A 17,416-nucleotide genomic window follows, 5' to 3' on the forward strand; every position below is an offset into this window, starting at 1 on the left:
TATAGTCTTTATTTATTTTTAAATTCATAACCTCTAAATATCCCCTCTTTCAAGTCCGGTCCGAAATAAAAACCAGGCTGGGTAGGCTGGTTGTATGCCACATTTTGAGTAGCGATACTGATACGATACACCGGATCTTCCAAGAAAGTATGAAAACGGTATTCAGTCGGTATCCGCGACACATACAGACGAAGTGCCGAATTATCTTCCGTACGGAGCAGCACCTCCTCACGCCAATCACCTATTATATCTCCCTGCAAACAAGGATTGGACTTCGTACCATTATTTGAATCCGTTCCATCAAATATCATTAACGGACGACATACATCGTCTTCCCAATCATACTTGGTTATCCTGTTTTTATCCAGCAACTCACGAAGCAAATCTCCATCCCACCATACAGCCATATTGACTGAAAAGCTCTTGAGGTCAGGACGAATCACTTCACCTTTTATATTACGTACTCCTTTTGAATCGGACGACCACATCTCCACTCCCGGATTGCGCGGATCAACATCAGCAGCCATACACCGGCCTACATCTATACTACTTTTCACCTGAAACAACACTTCACCCGTAGCCGCATTACGGAAAGTAGAACCATCTTTCTTATTTTCATGACAATCCCAAACCTGCAAACCTTTTAATCCGGGAGCAAATTGTGTCAGATGCATAGCGTCTCCATGCCCCATACGGGTAGAATACAATCCTTTTCCATCATGATCTATAGCACAAGAACCATAAATTATTTCATCACATCCGTCACCGTCCACATCGCCTACGCGAAGATTATGGTTCCCCTGCCCGGCATAGTCTCCACACCCCGGATTATTACTGTCGAACACCCAATGTTGTTTCAAGTTCTTGCCATCCCAGTCGAATGCCGCCAGCACAGTGCGGGTATAATATCCACGGCACATCACCACACTGGGATGTACTCCATCCAGATAAGCTACACAAGCCAGGAAACGGTCACTGCGGTTGGCACGGTTGTCTCCCCAGTCGGTCAGCTTACCACGAGCCGGAACATAATCAATTGTTTTCATCGCTTCTCCTGTTAGTCCGTTGAATACGGTCAAGTATTCGTTACCGGTCAGGATACGTCCTTGGTTACGAGGTGTATTCCCGTGAGAATTTCCGTCTGTGATACCCGGTTCACGGTAATCAGCCTTGGCATCACCTATTATCTTTCCTTTTCCATCCTTTGTTCCATCAGAAGTCTTCATGACTACTTCTGCTTTACCATCTCCATCCAGATCAAACACCATAAACTGGGTATAATGTGCTCCGGCACGGACATTATGCCCTAGGTCAATACGCCATAGTTTTTCTCCGGTCAGACGATAACAGTCAAAATAAACATTTCCGGTATAACCGTCATGTGCATTATCATGTGCATTGGAGGGGTCCCACTTCAAGATAATTTCATATTCTCCATCCCCATCCACATCACCTATAGATGCGTCATTAGGACTATAGGTGTATTTTTGCCCCGAAGGAGTCACACCTTCCGCCGGCCTGTCCAAAGGAATATCGATATAACCTGACGGAGCATTAGCCGGCAACGTATAATTTCCATTCAATTTACCTGTTTCAATCCCATTTATCACCGGTTTTACAGTATATACCGCTTTTTCATTACCCGAGTAAGTATCCCGGTAAAAAGTACCTGTAGAATGGGGGACTTCCGCTATTTTCTCTCCGTTTCTATATACATTGAAAGAAGTATTGATCGGATCGGAAGACAAGTAACGCCACGACACCACTACATCCGATGGATTTTCACGAATGGCCACAACGCCACGCCCCAACTGTTCTTTTTGCAGTTTCGAATAATTGTAGGCCGGTTGGGCAACCGTAACGGCTGCCACACACAGAGCAGCTAAAGCACTCCCTAGTTTTTTTTGTGTTTTCATTGTTTATCTTGTTTCTCCTTGTAAATTATATTTTCCTCTACCACATTCTCCGCATTTACCACGTTCTTCACAAACTTTGTAACTTCCCCTACAGTCACATTCCTTATTTCCACATTCTTGATAGGAAGACGGGCATCGCCTTTCAAATCATAAACAGCCTCGGTACGGTCACAAGTCACACTATCCATATAAAGTCCGTTGATGAATGTAATGCTATCCTGATAGGTAGGTACCAAATCACGCCACTGGTAAAGCACATCCGTATCCACTTCGAGTACACGTTGCATCTTTCCCGCCTTCACATTTTTCATCCAGATATTTTCAATAAATCCCCCACGGCGATGATTGGTTTTGGCAAAGAAAAGACGGAATACAGAATCGGGAGCCGTACAATTGTGCATGTACACATTCCGTACACCACCAGACATTTCACTACCGATTCCCAGTAACGTATGTCCTTTCAAAATATCACAATGGCGTATCACAATATTCTCACAAGGAGTATTCAAACGCCATGCATCCTGATTACGCCCTGCCTTTATAACCACAGCATCATCCCCCTGATCGAACACACAGTTCTCTATCAAGAAGTTGCGACTCATTTCCAAATCAATTCCATCATTATTATGACCATGAGCCTTTACATCCAGATTACGTACGATACCACCATCACACATATAAAGATGTATCGTCCAGAAAGGACTCTGACGAATTTTAAATTCATCCAGCAGCACATTTTTACACCGGTTGAAATGAATCAGATGAGGACGAAGATGGTTTTCTCCTTTTGCCATCTGACGCTGTTCTACAGGTACATCGGTAGAAGCCATCGTATATAACTCTTTCAAAGCATCCATGTGAGGTTTAGGACGTTTGAACCAAATTTTCCAAGTATCCATAATAGGAGCCAGTGTCCCTTTTCCAGTAATAGCAATATTCTCACAATCCATAGCATACAACAATGGAGAATAGTTATAACACTCCATACCCTCCCATGAAGTCATCACAGCAGGCAGATAATCAGAGGGGTTATCTGTAAAGCGTAATATGGCGTTTTCTTCCAAATGAAGATTTACATTACTTTTAAAATGAACAGGTCCTGTCAACCATTCCCCTTCAGGAACAACCACACGACCTCCTCCGGCCTTATTACAAGCTGCTATGGCTTTGGCGATAGCTTCCGTATTCACTGTTTCCCCACCTTTCACCGCACCATAATCCACTATGGAAAAATCTTGTTCGGGAAAAACACATTCTTTGATGGGTTCCATAGCAAAAGGAGCATCAACAACTACCGTTTTATACTTTGGAGCCGGTGCCGTACATGATACGGCAAAAGCTACGGCCGCAATACCAGCCAAGGATTTTAAAAAAGTCTTCTTCATTTTATCAGTTGTTTTTCATTGTAATTTCTGTATGCACAAATATCCAGAATATCTTTGTTCACCCTATTTTATCCGAGGCGTATAAAGGTATATCTGATCCAATACCACACCTTCATCCAATGCGGTAAAAATTAAACGATGGGAAGCTTTCCGTGCAACAGGAAGAATCATCCGGCGAACAGCCTGATTACACAAAACATTCTCCTTCCATTCTTCACTGCGTCCTTTGGTTTCATACGAAACAGCCTCCGTGGCACTTCCATCCAAAGAAATGGTAAAGCGCAACCGTTCTCCTTCTACCGGATGATTAGGCAACAACCGTACTTCCACCTCGACAGAATCCGTTTCCCATGCAACAAACTCAAAAGTCAGTTCTTTCTTTTTCTCCACCGCTACCGCCTTTCCTTCATAACCCAGCCCTTCACAAGTTGCCGATGCCCCTTCAGCACAATCAGCACCATTCCATGTATAAACTGCCTGACGTTTTTCAGGCAACCCGGACGATAGTGCTTTTCTTTCCACCCGGTTGAAAACCGGAAGTCTGCGTGGTTGGAAATCCATCATACGGTTCCATTTTGTTGTGTTATAGGTTTTTGTCAATGAAACTATACTGTCATACGCCCTGTCACTATCCGCCCAATCAGCCTTTCCATGACGTGCCAACTGGGCTGTCAGCAGTTTGTTATTCATTTGAGCAGCCGCCTGAACAGGATACTTCACCAACTGAAAATAAGTTTCTTTTTTCTGTACAGGAAGCGCATGCCATTCCTGCTCCACCTTATTTGACAATTGTCTGTATGCGGCCAAACGTTCATTGATTTCCTGCTCACACCAAGGCAAATCACTGATCACTTTAAACTTAGGTTCCTTCTCTTCCGTGCGGGTATTCCCCATAAATTCCGGCTTACGGATATAAGCCAAACGATAAGCTTCCTGCATGACGGGCTGTAACTGGTCAGCCCTATTTTTTCCAAACTCACGCTCCAAGAAATGACGTTGATGAGCAGCAACCCCCTGCTGCTTCACCGCTTCCAAGTTCCATGCCATATCCAGGAAAAGTTCTACCTGATATTCAGCCGGTTTAATATCTCCGACATTCAATATCCACATTTTCTGTATACCCCGCTCGTATGCCAAAGACATTTGCTGGTATACCAAGGAAGGATGGGCAGTTCCCAACCAAAGATAATCATGCGGACGCCCCCAATAGGACACATGATAATACACTCCGTTTCCTCCCTTACGGGCACGCTCTTCCGCTGTAGGGAAATGACGGATATAACCATAATTATCATCACACCACATCAGCGTCACTTCATCGGGCACTTGCAGCCCGGCATGGTATACATCCAAAACTTCCTTATAAGGAATAAAGACTTGAGGCACCTGGGTCACATCCTTATTGACATATTTAGCCAACAAATCGCGCTGGTCCTTCAATACCTTGGTCAAAACAGCTTTTTGTTCTTCTATGGTCTTAGCACCATTCATCGCACCGTCGTGCACGCCACGCATACCTAAAGTATACAGATTATCCAACTCTGCCACCTCCTTTACGCGTTGCTCCCAAAAAGACAAGACATGAGCACTGTTGTGAACATAGTCATACTCCCCCACTCCATCCCGTTTCCACTCACCATTGGTATTCCGCATCATCGGTTCACAATGAGAAGTTCCAATGAAAATACCAAACTTATCAGCCACTTCTTTATTGCCCGGTGTAAAATAAAAAGGTACAGAGCAACCATGCATAGCCGGCCAGAAAGTATTAGCACGCAGACGAAGCAATAACTCAAAAATCCGTTCATGTGTTTTCGGACCGATTTGTCCTTTCACATCACTTGGTTCGTATGTCTGCCAGCTCCAAGGGGTAAGCCCCCAGTCCTCATCGTTGATAAAAATCCCCCGATACTCTACAGAAGGAGACTGCACATTCCGATAAGAAGCCGGTAGTTGAAAAATCTCTTTCTTTGCAGGAGTCGCATCTGCCCACCACTCCCACGGAGAAACGCCTATCAACCGTGAAAGTTCCATGACGCCGTATGCAGTACCACGCTTGTCACTGCCGGCTATAACTAATTTACCATTGGAAGAAACGGTCAGCAGAAAAGCTTCTTTTTTATTTTTTATAGGAGACAAATCAATCCCTGCCTTATCGATCAAATCACTTTGTCCGATGGTTCCGACTATAATCATTCCTTTTTTACTTTCTGGAGTAACAATTATGCGGGTAGAAAAGACAGACTCTACATCACGATTGAGCAAATTCAAAGCTGTATGTACAACTTCTTCCTCTGAATTGCCACAGGCAACAGTCACCGGTTCGCCTGATTTCAAGACAAAAGGGTTCTGTCCATATACAGACAATACTGCTAAAAAGAAAGCTAGAAAAGAAATGAGTTTTTTGTATTTCATAGTTTTTATTTTCAATATTGCAAAAATAAGACGAAATAGGATTGGATTCCATAGAATAAGATACAATAATATGGAAATTCGTCCATAAAGCCTGTATTATTTATCGTATTTACAATGTTTTTATGTCGAAGAATGCAAAAGTTCCAATAAACAGCTGCCACACCTACAGCTATAAAAACAATGTGCCAATATATCAATAGCTATGTAAAACATGACACAGCCAATTGATACATTAGCACATAAAAATAATACGCCACCTTATCAAATCAATTTAAGGCATAGGCGACAATCCTTCCCACATTACATTCCATTTTCCATCTTTCGGGAAACCAGGATTTTCTACTTCACAGCCGTCCCAACCGGCGCACATTAATGCAATGGCAGTTAACAAACCACCATTACCCGGTAAATAAATACGCAAACGGGGATCTTGATAATTATGTCCGTTCGGCAAATATGTATTGGTACGTTTATTCATAAGCAATGCCTCCACTGCTTTTTCCGGCTCACCCAATCGAGTAGCACTCATCGCTGTCATAGGATAATCCCAACCCCAAGTCTTTCCCCAATTCCAATTATCCCAGATCCACTGAAGTGTATTCTTCATGTAATCTTCACGGATTAATTTATTCATAGGCAAGATGCCTACGGCACCCAATACTGCCATGTGGTCACTGGTAAAACGGATATCCTTATAAGTATCTATTGCATTTTCCGCAGCCAGATACAACCCATCCTCATTATAAGCCAGTGGAGAAAGCTTGTCTATTAACTCATCCCATTCCAAATTACGTTTTTCACCTGCACGCTCACGCCATATCTGCGCTATCTGCATGGCAAAATGCCAATAAGAAAGTTCAAAAGGAGGATTTATAGTAGTACTCGCATTCAATGTTTCCTGAGCCGGAATCGCTCCCTTTAAGACAAACCGTACTCCCAATTCATCGTATGTGGCAAAAGAATACATGAACTTGGCTGTTTCTTGAACCAAATGGTTATATTTCTCTATCACTTCTTTGTCTGGATTAGAGCGATAAAGAAGTTCTGCCAGATAAATAAAATGCGGTTGTTGCCAAATCAAAAAACTGCCTACACTGGAAGGTGCCTCCACACCACTGGGATCAGTCATTTTCATCCATCGGATTCCATCAAAGCCTTGCCGACGAGCCACTTCCCTTGCTATAGGTTCTACCGTTTTATACCATTCTAAAGTATGACTGAGTAATTCAGGATGTCCCCAAAGCGGTTGCCATGCCTGATGCCACCAGATCATTTCAAGATGATATTTTCCAAACCACGAATTGTAAGTTAGCCCTGTTTCCTGCGGAGGAGTACTACCCGCACATTGAATAGCAAGCAAATATTGACTAAGCACTACCCGACGTTCCAATTCTTTAGCACGCGGATCCGTGCAATGAGAAAAATCTACCGCAGCACCTTTTTCCCAGAAACTCGCCCAATGATTCTTAGCCAAGCTTTCAACTTCCGAGAAATTAGGGAGGGCAGCAAGCTGGTCTGGCTCATTAACGGTAAAAGCACATGAAAACGAAAATGTATCTTCTTGTGGAAGCAGTACGAAATAATTTTTCTCTTTTTCTTTCAATAATGCCTTGCCTTCCCATTTTAATTCTACATAATATACCGTAGAATCCAACGTACGTTTTAACACAGCACTTTGTGTGTCCTGTTTAAGAACCTCGGTAGAGTGTTTATCATTGGCATCCCAATCACATGCATTATCAGTATGAATACCTGTAGGATAAGGAAAATGTAATTTTATCCCTGTATGCAAGTGACTGTCTATGTGGGCTGAAATCATATCTTGTGCCGGATGGCAAACCGTCCGTACATCAAAGTCATTTCCTTTCCAAGTAAACCGACTGAGTATCTCACCTTCCCATAAATTCAGAGTCTGGCTGATTCTGGTAACATCGGAAATAACAGCCTCATCCCCCCATTCAAACCCGATCACTCCTAAATGTAACCGATGTGGATTGGCACGAAACCAATCAGATGCATTCTTTTGTCTTTTATCTTCTTGAGATTGAACTGCATACAATTCTTTATGTCCTCGTCCAAAATCATATTCACTCAATGTTTCTTCGTGTCTATAACCGTCCATATTAGCAAAACTATGCCATCCCCATTGACTTTGCGTACCTAGAGGGACACCTTTTTTATAAGCGTCAGGAAAAGTTTGCAATCCTGTAACATCTACCGTAAATGCAAATTCACCATTCCCTACAGAAAGCGAAGCTAACGAATCGAAAGCTGAAAATTGGGGATTATTCCGGCTCACTAACGCTTTACGGTCTATCGGAACTTGCTGTACGGGATGAGTACAAGCTACGAACATCACTAATAAAGAACAAAATAATAATATTCTCATTATCTAATTTTTTTACACTGTAAATAGATATTCATTTTTACGACTTCCTTATATCCTATGGCATAGGATGTAATCCCTCCCAACGCACATTCCATTTACCATCTTTGGGAAATCCCGGATTACTGACCGAGCAACCGTCCCACCCGGCACACATCATAGAGACAGCTAATAACAGCCCTCCATTACCAGGCAAATAAGAACGAAGACGAGTCGAACGATAATTGTTACCACTAGGTAAAAGCAAGTCCTCCCGGTTATCCATAGTTATGGCACGCAAAGCAACCTCAGGCTGCAACAGGCGAGTAGCATTCATTGCCAGTGTGGGGTAATTCCAACTCCAGGATCCTCCGGACCAATTCCAATTTTGAGCCGCACGCACCAAAGTCTTTTGCATTTTTTCTTGATCAATGAGCCGCGACTCAGGCAACATGCCGTAAGCCAGCAAATTTTCAGAAGAAGTCCCTGTAACATAAAAAGGATCATGTTTACGCTTACTTTTCTCACCTTCTGATGAAGAAACAGAACTGCCCGTTTCTTTAGGACGCTGACCATTGATATACCCACCTGCCGGCATTTCCGGTAATTTCTCTGCAGGAATACCATTCACGAAATCAGGTATTCCTCTACCCTTCTCCGCCGGTAAGTAAATACCGTCAGGACTGCTGGTAAGAGGAGCCAACTTTGCAAGAATCTCATCCCACTCCGCATGACGTTGCAGCCCAAGTCTCTCCCGCCATTTCTGAGCTATGGACAAGCCGAAGTGCCAATAGGCCATTTCAAAAGCAGGATTAAGAGTCGTCTCTTCATTATAGGATTCATTAGCTGCACAAGCTCCTTGAATAATATAACGATCATTATCAGAATCATAATTAACAAACGAAGCCATAAAAGCAGCTGTCTGTTCTACCATATCGGCATACTCACGAAGAAATTCTTGAGAAGGACATGCACGATAGATAAGTTCTGACATATAAATGACATGGGGTTGTTGCCAGATAATAAAAGAGCCGACATCCGATGGTGCCTCATTGGAAGACGGATCAGTCATTTTCATCCAACGTATGCCATCAAATCCCTGTCTGGCTGCAATATCACGTGCCATCGGCACAGCAGTCTTATACCATTTCAATTGTTTCTCCAAAAGATCTGCTTTATTCCAAAGTGCATAATGAAAACTGTGCCACATTACCATCTCTAAATGATATTTACCATACCATGTATTATAAGTCAGACCGGTTTCAGCAGGAGGGTAATTTTGCGCTTCCTGCGAACGGAGCAAATATTGAGACAGCACAACCCGACGCTCCAAAAGCGAAGCACGGGGATCCGTACAGGAAGAAAAATCAATAACACCGGATGTCTGCCAATAATCCATCCAACAACGGTTGGCCGAAAGCAGATTAGCTTTGTAATCAGGCTGAGGTACTACAGGTTGGTGCTTATAGAATCCGACATTGAAAGTCCACTGCTTATCGGAAGGTATCAATTTCAACCTGTTCTTCCCAGTTTGAGAAAGAACAGCTTTACCACTCCAACTGATTTCCACATAATAGACAGTAGAATCTACTGTACGACGAATAAGAGCCCGTTGAGGTTCGGAAAGAATTATGTCGGTGGAGTGACAGTCATCGGCTGTCCAGCAAGTAGCATCATCAGCCGCCTCACCTGTAGGATAAGGGAAACGGATGCCAACTGCCAGCTTTGCCGATGAAGAGACAGAAGCAGAGACTATGTCACTATCGCCATTACAAGAAGTAGTTACCGTAACCGGAAGTTTCCTCCATAGGAAATGGGAATGAAGTTCTCCTTTCCACATATCGAGAGTCTGGTCTATTTCAGTAATATCACTCACCGCCAAGCTGTCAAACCCGATATTCCCCAAATGCAGGCGGTGCGGATTGGCACGAAACCACTCTGCCGCTTTGGCATTACGTTCAGGACCTTCCGGAAATTGTACGGCATAAATCCCATGAGGATGACCGGGAAGCGGATGATCCTGTAGAGTTTCAACTATCTTATAGTCCTCCTTGTTAGGAAAACTGTGCCATCCCCATTCGCTATAGGTACCTAAAGACAAGCCTTCTTTATAATATTCGGGGAAAGTCTGCAATCCCGTAGCATCGGCAGTAAAAGCGAATCGTCCATTTCCGACTGTCAAAGAATGAAGAGAATCAATTTTTGTAACATGAGGGTTATTACGCATCACCAATGCACGACGGTCAATAGCAGTATCGGCACAAGCCGTAATCAGCAGCATTACTGCCAATACAACAATAAACAATGTTTTATCTCTCATCATACACACTATTTAGTAAGGTACTGAATAAATGTAGACATACCATTCATATATTCCTTGATGGAAATGACTTCAGAAGGAAGAGGAGCATCAGAGAAACCCGGATTCTCTTTCGAGACACTAGGCAAACGACCGGGCAAATAATCTTTTTTCTTCAAGATAGTGAGCAGACTATCCACTTTTTGTGTATCTGCTTGCTGCACTTTGCCACGCATTAAATGACTTAGTAAAGTTCCAGAAATATCCGTTTGACCGATAAACGGGGAATCTTTTGTCGCTTCCTCTTTGGAGAGAGAGAGCAAATGCTGATACTCATCTTTCAACGATTGCAAATCAATAGCCCGCGTAGAGCTATAATGAGTTATGAGTCCATGATAATCATAATCCACCCAATAATGATCCGGATCATTATGAAGGTAAAGAGGTCTGTTAGTACCTACTTCTACAAAAGTTGGACACAATATCTGTCCCGGTTTTACAGATTTACCCAATTGTTTCATTTGCGCATCGCTATATCGGATAGATTCTAGAAATTCAAAAGCATCCGGAATACGGGCTAAATATTTAGTATCCCCAGTCCAACGATAAAAGCGCATCAAGTTGCGACACATCTCGGCAGTAGCTGTAGCTGCATAACCTGCAGGTTCAAAATCACGGGCATGACCTGGAGAGTAATTGAGATCCAACTTATGCTGCATAGCCCAACCTGCCTGAGGCTTTCCTCCCTGCAAAGCCAAGACACAAGTCATAGCCCGCTGAAGAGGCTCCAATGCCCGAGTTTCACCTAATAAAGTGTAACAAGCCAATAAAAAATTAATATTGTTAGTATGAACTCCATCATTAATGGTAATAAACGAAGTATAGTCTTCCTTATCACCTTTCACATATTCATAACGGAGAGGATAGCGTTGCGGCCACCCACCGATAGGATACTGACTCTCCAAAACAAAATCAAGACACCTTTCTACCGGATACTTATACTTCGGATCCAGAGTCAGTAAATACATACGCAAAAGAAACATTCCACTATCATAGGTAGCCGCATCATCATAAGTACAATTTCCATAATAATGAGCATGTTCCTGAGCACAATGAATATATCCCTTCTGTACTTTGGAATACCATTGTTTAAGCGAAATTTCTCCGGAAAAATCCAGCATATAGGGCCATCCCCCACTTGGATGTTGTCCCCAAATAAGAGCATCTGCCGCCGCTTGCGCCGCTTTCAAGTAATAAGATTCTCCTGTCAATTGATAAGCATTCAAAAACACATTCCCCATGGCAGGTGTACCAGCTTCTATCCATATCATACTTGGTTTAGCTTCCAGTTCACCCCAACAACGGGAGAAATCAGGACTGTAATTCCATAAATAGCCACCACGGTTGCTGACCTTCTCTACCATGAAACGTGTAGCTTTCATCATAGCCGTTTTTATATCAGAGGCCGGAATGTTTTTCTGTGCTCCAGCAGACAACAAGGTAATGAAAAGCATTACCGCCATACATATCATTTTCATACTATTCTTCCCTCTTCCTATATAGAAATGTTTATAATTTATTGATTAATAAGCAGGATGTTGCTGACCGGTTAACCCAGGATTAACATCAATAATGGCTGTGGTGCTCAAAGTATAAAGTTCAGCCTGATTCTTGATAAACCCACGATATAACTCGGTAATCCAAGCGGGCAACGTGTTATTGTTTTCCTTATAACCCAATATTTTAGATTGTCCGGCTATACCGGAATTTGTTTCTCCGGCAATATTGGGAGTAGTAAACATATTCACCCAATTCCAAGTGCCTCCATACCGGACAACCAATTCACTCATTTCCGTTTCTGTGGGCTGATGATCGAAATCTATATAGGTAAGGCCTACCAAAGGGTCCTTCCAAGAAGTAGAAATTGCTTCTTTATATGCCCGATAAGTCTTCACCTCATTATAAGGGACCTCACGCATAGCCAGTCTCTCGGTATTTGCTTTTGTTTCAGCTAAAGTTTCAGCCAACAAGTTCCACCGGATAAGATCAGTACGCCGCCACCCTTCTGTAGCTAATTCAAAGGCACGTTCTTTCACAATAGCTTTAAAAAAAGTATCATAAGTAGAAGGTGTGATACCTATACGGGAAGCATCTCCTGCAAAAGCACGCAGACGAACTTGTTCATAAGCCGCCTTAGCTGCTTCCGTGGGTCCATTGTTCAAGTAATTTTCAGCTTCCGCATACATTAACAATACATCCGAATAACGAAGCATAGGCCAATTGACATCCGTTTTCAAAGTGGCCGTACGGGGACCCGCTTTCCAATTGCAGCGCCATTTTCCCAAATTCAAAGCACCATAAGGCACAGCAATATCATTACCAGCCGCATCAATACTGTAATTACCCACTGTAACATCCCGACGGGTATCATCATCGGCAAAAGAAAGATAAAAGGTAGGATGAATCAATTGCAAAGGCAATGTTTTACCATAAAGGGCATTAGAAGCATGAATGCAAAGTCCATTTGTATATCCCACACGACCATTGGTTGTATTGCCAAACTCAGCATATTCAAACATTACCTCTTCAGGGTTATAAACACCCCCCTCATTCAAGGCTCTGAACACATCCTCATATTTGGAAAGCAAACTGTTTTCACCTTTACTAATCACTGCTTTACAAGCGTCATCAGCAATGGTATATAATTTTCTTACACGCGATTCATCCAAAGGACGACGCATCTGAAGAGTGGATTTATCATAAGTATTCAGATCCCAATGCAAAGCATAACCTGCTGCATAAAGAGCCGTACGGGCCAACAATCCATAAGCAGCATTTTTGGAAATCCGCTCAGGAGTAGAGAAAAAGCCTTCACTATACCAAGGAAGTATTTCGACAGCTTCCTGCAAATCGGCAATAATACCGTCATAAATCTCATCCCTATCAACACGGGAGGAAGAAAAAGTCGTCATATCCAATACAGGAACAGTAGGATAAGGTACATCTCCAAAATAACGAATCAAATTCAGAAAGCAAGTAGCCCGGACAGCCAGACATTCAGCTATATAAATATGACACTTTCTCTCGTCCTCTCCCGAAAGACTCATTGCCCGTAACCCCTTCAAGCATGAATTACAACGCTCGATGCTGGAATAAGAGGTAGTATAAATGCCGGTGGGGCAACTTTGGTCATTGAGTACATAATTGGCCGCATAATTATTAGCATTCGAATTGCTCTCAGTAGACCACATTTCATCTGTTCCATTCTGAGCCTTATACCAAGCGTCCTGCATCCAGATACCTGTGTAACAAGCAAGAACAGCCATCTCAGCTTTATCAATGGAAGAGAAAACACTTTCACTGTCTGTTTTCGACTTAGAAGGAAGATCCAAAAAATCGGAACAAGAACCGAAATTGAGCCCCAAAAGGGCAACAGCTATATAATATACTATTTTCTTCATAATACAAATCTCCTATTATTATAATGAAAGATTAATGCCAAATACAAATCCTTTGGAACGTGGATAAGAAGAATCATCAATACCCGGAGTCAAAATAGAACTTTCCTTAGAAACTTCGGGATCATAACCCGAATAATTCGTAATAGTGAACGGATTATTTAATGTACAATATAAACGCAGATTACTGATGAAAGCTTTACTCAACCACTTTTTCGGGAAAGTATAACCCAAAGTAATAGTGCTTATACGGAGATAAGAACCATCTTCCACAAAACGATCAAGCGGAGTAGTAATGGCTGCGCGGTTGTCATTATGGATACTCCACAGAATGTTCGGATCATGCTGATTAGGATTAAGCTCAGCTATACGGTTGAGATCCGTAGCTTCTTTTCCTGTACGGGGATCCAGCAGAGTGAAACGATTGGCAGCATCCGCAAGCATATTCTGGTACGGTTGGTATGGGCCGACAAAGCGCTGAGTAGACATATTAAAAATATCATTTCCATAAGAGAATACCATAAATACAGAAAGATCAAACCCTTTATAAGAAAAAGTGTTTTTAAAGCCTCCGGTAAAATCAGGATTAGCATTTCCGATGACTGTCATATCATCAGAATTATAAACAGGTGTCCCCTTATCATCCGTCTGTCCCGTAGTATTTACATACTTGATATCACCCGGTTTGTATTGAGTTTTTACAGATCCTTTCTGGTAAATAACACCATCTTTCAAGACATACTTATCGCCATTCTGTACAAAATCGTCGGTAGTATAAACTCCATTGGTCTTATACCCATACATTTCACCTAAAGAATGACCAACGATGGCACGGTATAGAACAGAAGAATTAGTACCACCACTGACGCTAGTCTGATAATATTCATTCTCACCGTCTATTCTCAAGACCTTGGAACGATTGAAGGAGATATTGAAATCGGTAGTCCAAGTAAAATGCTTGTTGCGGATGTTCGTACTGCTTATAGCTATCTCAAGACCGCGATTACGGATAGAACCGATATTCTGATATTGGTGCGTATAACCGGTTGATGTCGGGATAGCCACTTTCATAAGCAAATCATCACTCTTATTGTTATACCAGTCCAATGTCAGGTTAACTCTGTTTCCCCATAAACCTAAGTCCAGTCCGATATTTGTAGAGACGGTTTTTTCCCATTTTAATTTATTATTACCGACTGTACTGCCGGGTGCCAAAGCCGCTGTTTCCTGATTGCCAACAGGATAGACCGTAGCATTATAGGCTGTTGTATACATATAATTATCAATATTACAGTTACCGGTAGTTCCATAACCTACTCTTAATTTGAAATTATTGACAACATTACCGATAGCATTATCTTTCCAGAAACTTTCTTCAGAAACGCGCCAAGCTGCCGCTGCTGAGGGGAAATACCCCCAACGATTACCCTCGGCAAATTTAGAAGAACCATCTGCACGTAAAGTCGCAGTAAAAAGATAACGGTCATTAAAAGTATAATTGAGACGACCAAAAAAAGACAACAAAGCATTTTCTTCCAAAGAAGACTTCCACGTATCGGGAGTGGCCATACTAATGTCATTAAGGCCGAAATTAGTATCGGGAAATGCCTTATAGGCTGTTTCAGTACCAGATGTATTTGTATAGTATAATTCGTGTCCTAACAAAACGCCCAAGTCATGCTTTTCAAATGTATGTTTCCAATTCAATGTATTGGTCCATTGATAAGCATATCGTTCCTTATTATTAATACTGCCATAAGGTCCGCCTTTGAGTTGTGCATTAGCTGTACGGCCATCATCAAAATTAGTCGTTTTGATTTGAGCCCAATTATAACTACCTGCTGTACGGAATGTAAAATCTTTCAAGAAATCAATATCTACACCGGCATTGACACTAAAAATACGGCTAAGTTTTTTATTTATTACAGCATCGTTGGTTATCAATGGATTATACACATCATATTCATTGCTGAAAGTACGGAATTCGGTATTTAACTCCTCATTGATTAATTGGTCGTCTGTAAACAGTATTCCACCGGTCTCTGGACGCAGAATGGCTTGTTTTAATCCGGAATAAGAACCTCCTCCCAATGTCTTGGCATAATTAAAAGAAGAATTCATATCAAAACGTACATTTTTCCATAGCTGGGAATTTACTTTAGTACGAATCGTATTACGATAATATCCGTGATTTGTTACGATACCGTCTTGCGACATATTATTGTAGCTTACCAATACTTGAGTTTTTTCCGTTCCGGTAGAAAGAGATAGATTATGGCTTTGAGTGAGAGCACTTCCACCAAAAATCTTATCTTGCCAGTCTATTCCGGAACGTCCGCCATAAGTTTGCTCTATATCAGACCATGCTCCTGTATAAAATCCATCATCCGTATAATCCCCTCCAAACATACGTGTATACTGATTCATTTCTCCGGCAAGAGTCCACCATTCATACTGATATTTGGCATACTGTTCAAGATTGAGCAAATCCAGTTTCTTGCCCAACCAATCCACAGATACATAGCCGTTGTAATTCACAGTTGTCTTGCCACTACTTCCACTTTTGGTCGTAATAAGAACCACACCATTTGATCCACGCGCTCCATAAATAGCTGTTGTCGAAGCATCTTTTAAAATATCAATAGTCTTAATGTCATTTACATCAATATTCTTCAAACCATCTTCCGACTGGAAGCCATCAATAATATAGATAGGGGTAGTAGACTGAGTAATGGAAGTACCTCCACGAACGGTAATATTCACTTCAGCCCCAGGAGCTCCGTTCTGTGAAACAATATTCACTCCGGCAGCTTTTCCTGCTAGCGCCTGAGCCGCATTGGTAACAGGAACTTCCGCTAAATCTGCACCGGTAACCGAAACAGAAGAACCGGTCAAATCACGTTTTTTCACTACTCCATATCCTATTACAACCACTTCTTCAAGAGTTTTAGCATCCTCTTTCATCACAATTTTGAAAGAAGATTTTCCATTCACACTTATTGTTTCAGTTACATACCCCACATAACTGACAATCAAAGAAGCATTACTTGAGACATCATTCAATGTAAAATTTCCATCAAAATCCGTAATAGTTCCATTAGTAGAACCTTTAACCATCACCGTAGCACCTATTACAGGCTCTCCTTTATCATCAACCACCACGCCCTTTACGCTACGATCAGCCTGTTGTACGATGGCTACCTCTTTCGTTGTGGAAGAGATGGCAGACTTTTCAGAAAGAATAATACTCTTATCCAAGACTTTATAAGTCGTATTTGTTCCGGAGAAAAGCTTCTTTAAAACAGAAAAAACATTCTCATTCTTGACATTCAAGGTTACTTTACGCTTCAAATCAACCTGCTTATTATTATAGAAAAAGGTGAAATCCGTCTGTTTTTCAATTTCGGTCAGGACTTCAGAGACCGTCCGAGTCTGAGAACTGATGTTCAACATGGTTCTCTGTGCATAATTATTGCTAGCATATAACAAGCTGGCAAAACTGAAAAGAACAAAAAGAGTCATTTTCAGAGACAAAGGCAGTTTACATACTGGTTTCTTCATTTTCATAAATAGATTTA

General features: G+C 41.9%; 8 protein-coding genes. All 8 read right to left on the reverse strand.

Annotation, left to right across the window (positions count from 1 at the left end; translation table 11 throughout):
• Positions 1-8: 8 nt before the first annotated feature.
• Positions 9-1,916, reverse strand: a complete 1,908-nt coding sequence (locus tag ACYQ0C_RS16330; RefSeq protein WP_016275515.1) for a rhamnogalacturonan lyase — start codon at positions 1,914-1,916, stop codon at positions 9-11.
• Entirely contained in the window at positions 1,913-3,301 is a 1,389-nt protein-coding gene (locus ACYQ0C_RS16335) for an alpha-d-galacturonidase (protein ID WP_016275514.1), read from the reverse strand. The genes ACYQ0C_RS16330 and ACYQ0C_RS16335 overlap by 4 nt, the downstream gene beginning before the upstream one ends.
• A 63-nt stretch (positions 3,302-3,364) precedes the next feature.
• Entirely contained in the window at positions 3,365-5,716 is a 2,352-nt protein-coding gene (locus tag ACYQ0C_RS16340) for a glycosyl hydrolase 115 family protein (protein WP_016275513.1), read from the reverse strand.
• Positions 5,717-5,987: 271 nt separating this feature from the next.
• On the reverse strand, positions 5,988-8,105 hold the full coding sequence (locus ACYQ0C_RS16345; protein ID WP_016275512.1) for a hypothetical protein: 2,118 nt from the start codon (positions 8,103-8,105) through the stop codon (positions 5,988-5,990).
• Positions 8,106-8,160: 55 nt separating this feature from the next.
• Positions 8,161-10,401: a hypothetical protein gene (locus ACYQ0C_RS16350; RefSeq protein WP_016275511.1), complete on the reverse strand. Its 2,241-nt coding sequence runs from the start codon at positions 10,399-10,401 to the stop codon at positions 8,161-8,163.
• A gap of 8 nt (positions 10,402-10,409) precedes the next feature.
• The gene (locus tag ACYQ0C_RS16355) at positions 10,410-11,918 is read right to left on the reverse strand and encodes a pectate lyase (protein ID WP_016275510.1); all 1,509 of its coding nucleotides are present in this window, start codon (positions 11,916-11,918) and stop codon (positions 10,410-10,412) included.
• Positions 11,919-11,963: 45 nt separating this feature from the next.
• A complete protein-coding gene (locus tag ACYQ0C_RS16360; RefSeq protein WP_016275509.1) occupies positions 11,964-13,841 on the reverse strand; it encodes a RagB/SusD family nutrient uptake outer membrane protein in 1,878 nt (625 codons plus the stop codon).
• Between the two features lie 18 nt (positions 13,842-13,859).
• Positions 13,860-17,399 (reverse strand): TonB-dependent receptor, encoded by a 3,540-nt coding sequence (locus ACYQ0C_RS16365; RefSeq protein ID WP_032941683.1) that lies wholly within the window; start codon positions 17,397-17,399, stop codon positions 13,860-13,862.
• Between the last annotated feature and the right edge of the window lie 17 nt (positions 17,400-17,416).

Source organism: Phocaeicola sartorii JCM 17136 = DSM 21941 (genome assembly GCF_054653615.1).

Bases quoted from the DNA above. Each gene is read 5' to 3' on its own strand.
- ACYQ0C_RS16360 (WP_016275509.1), bottom strand. From the start codon at position 13,841: ATGAAGAAAATAGTATATTATATAGCTGTTGCCCTTTTGGGGCTCAAT.
- ACYQ0C_RS16365 (WP_032941683.1), bottom strand. From the start codon at position 17,399: ATGAAGAAACCAGTATGTAAACTGCCTTTGTCTCTGAAAATGACTCTT.
- ACYQ0C_RS16345 (WP_016275512.1), bottom strand. From the start codon at position 8,105: ATGAGAATATTATTATTTTGTTCTTTATTAGTGATGTTCGTAGCTTGT.
- ACYQ0C_RS16350 (WP_016275511.1), bottom strand. From the start codon at position 10,401: ATGAGAGATAAAACATTGTTTATTGTTGTATTGGCAGTAATGCTGCTG.
- ACYQ0C_RS16330 (WP_016275515.1), bottom strand. From the start codon at position 1,916: ATGAAAACACAAAAAAAACTAGGGAGTGCTTTAGCTGCTCTGTGTGTG.
- ACYQ0C_RS16355 (WP_016275510.1), bottom strand. From the start codon at position 11,918: ATGAAAATGATATGTATGGCGGTAATGCTTTTCATTACCTTGTTGTCT.
- ACYQ0C_RS16335 (WP_016275514.1), bottom strand. From the start codon at position 3,301: ATGAAGAAGACTTTTTTAAAATCCTTGGCTGGTATTGCGGCCGTAGCT.
- ACYQ0C_RS16340 (WP_016275513.1), bottom strand. From the start codon at position 5,716: ATGAAATACAAAAAACTCATTTCTTTTCTAGCTTTCTTTTTAGCAGTA.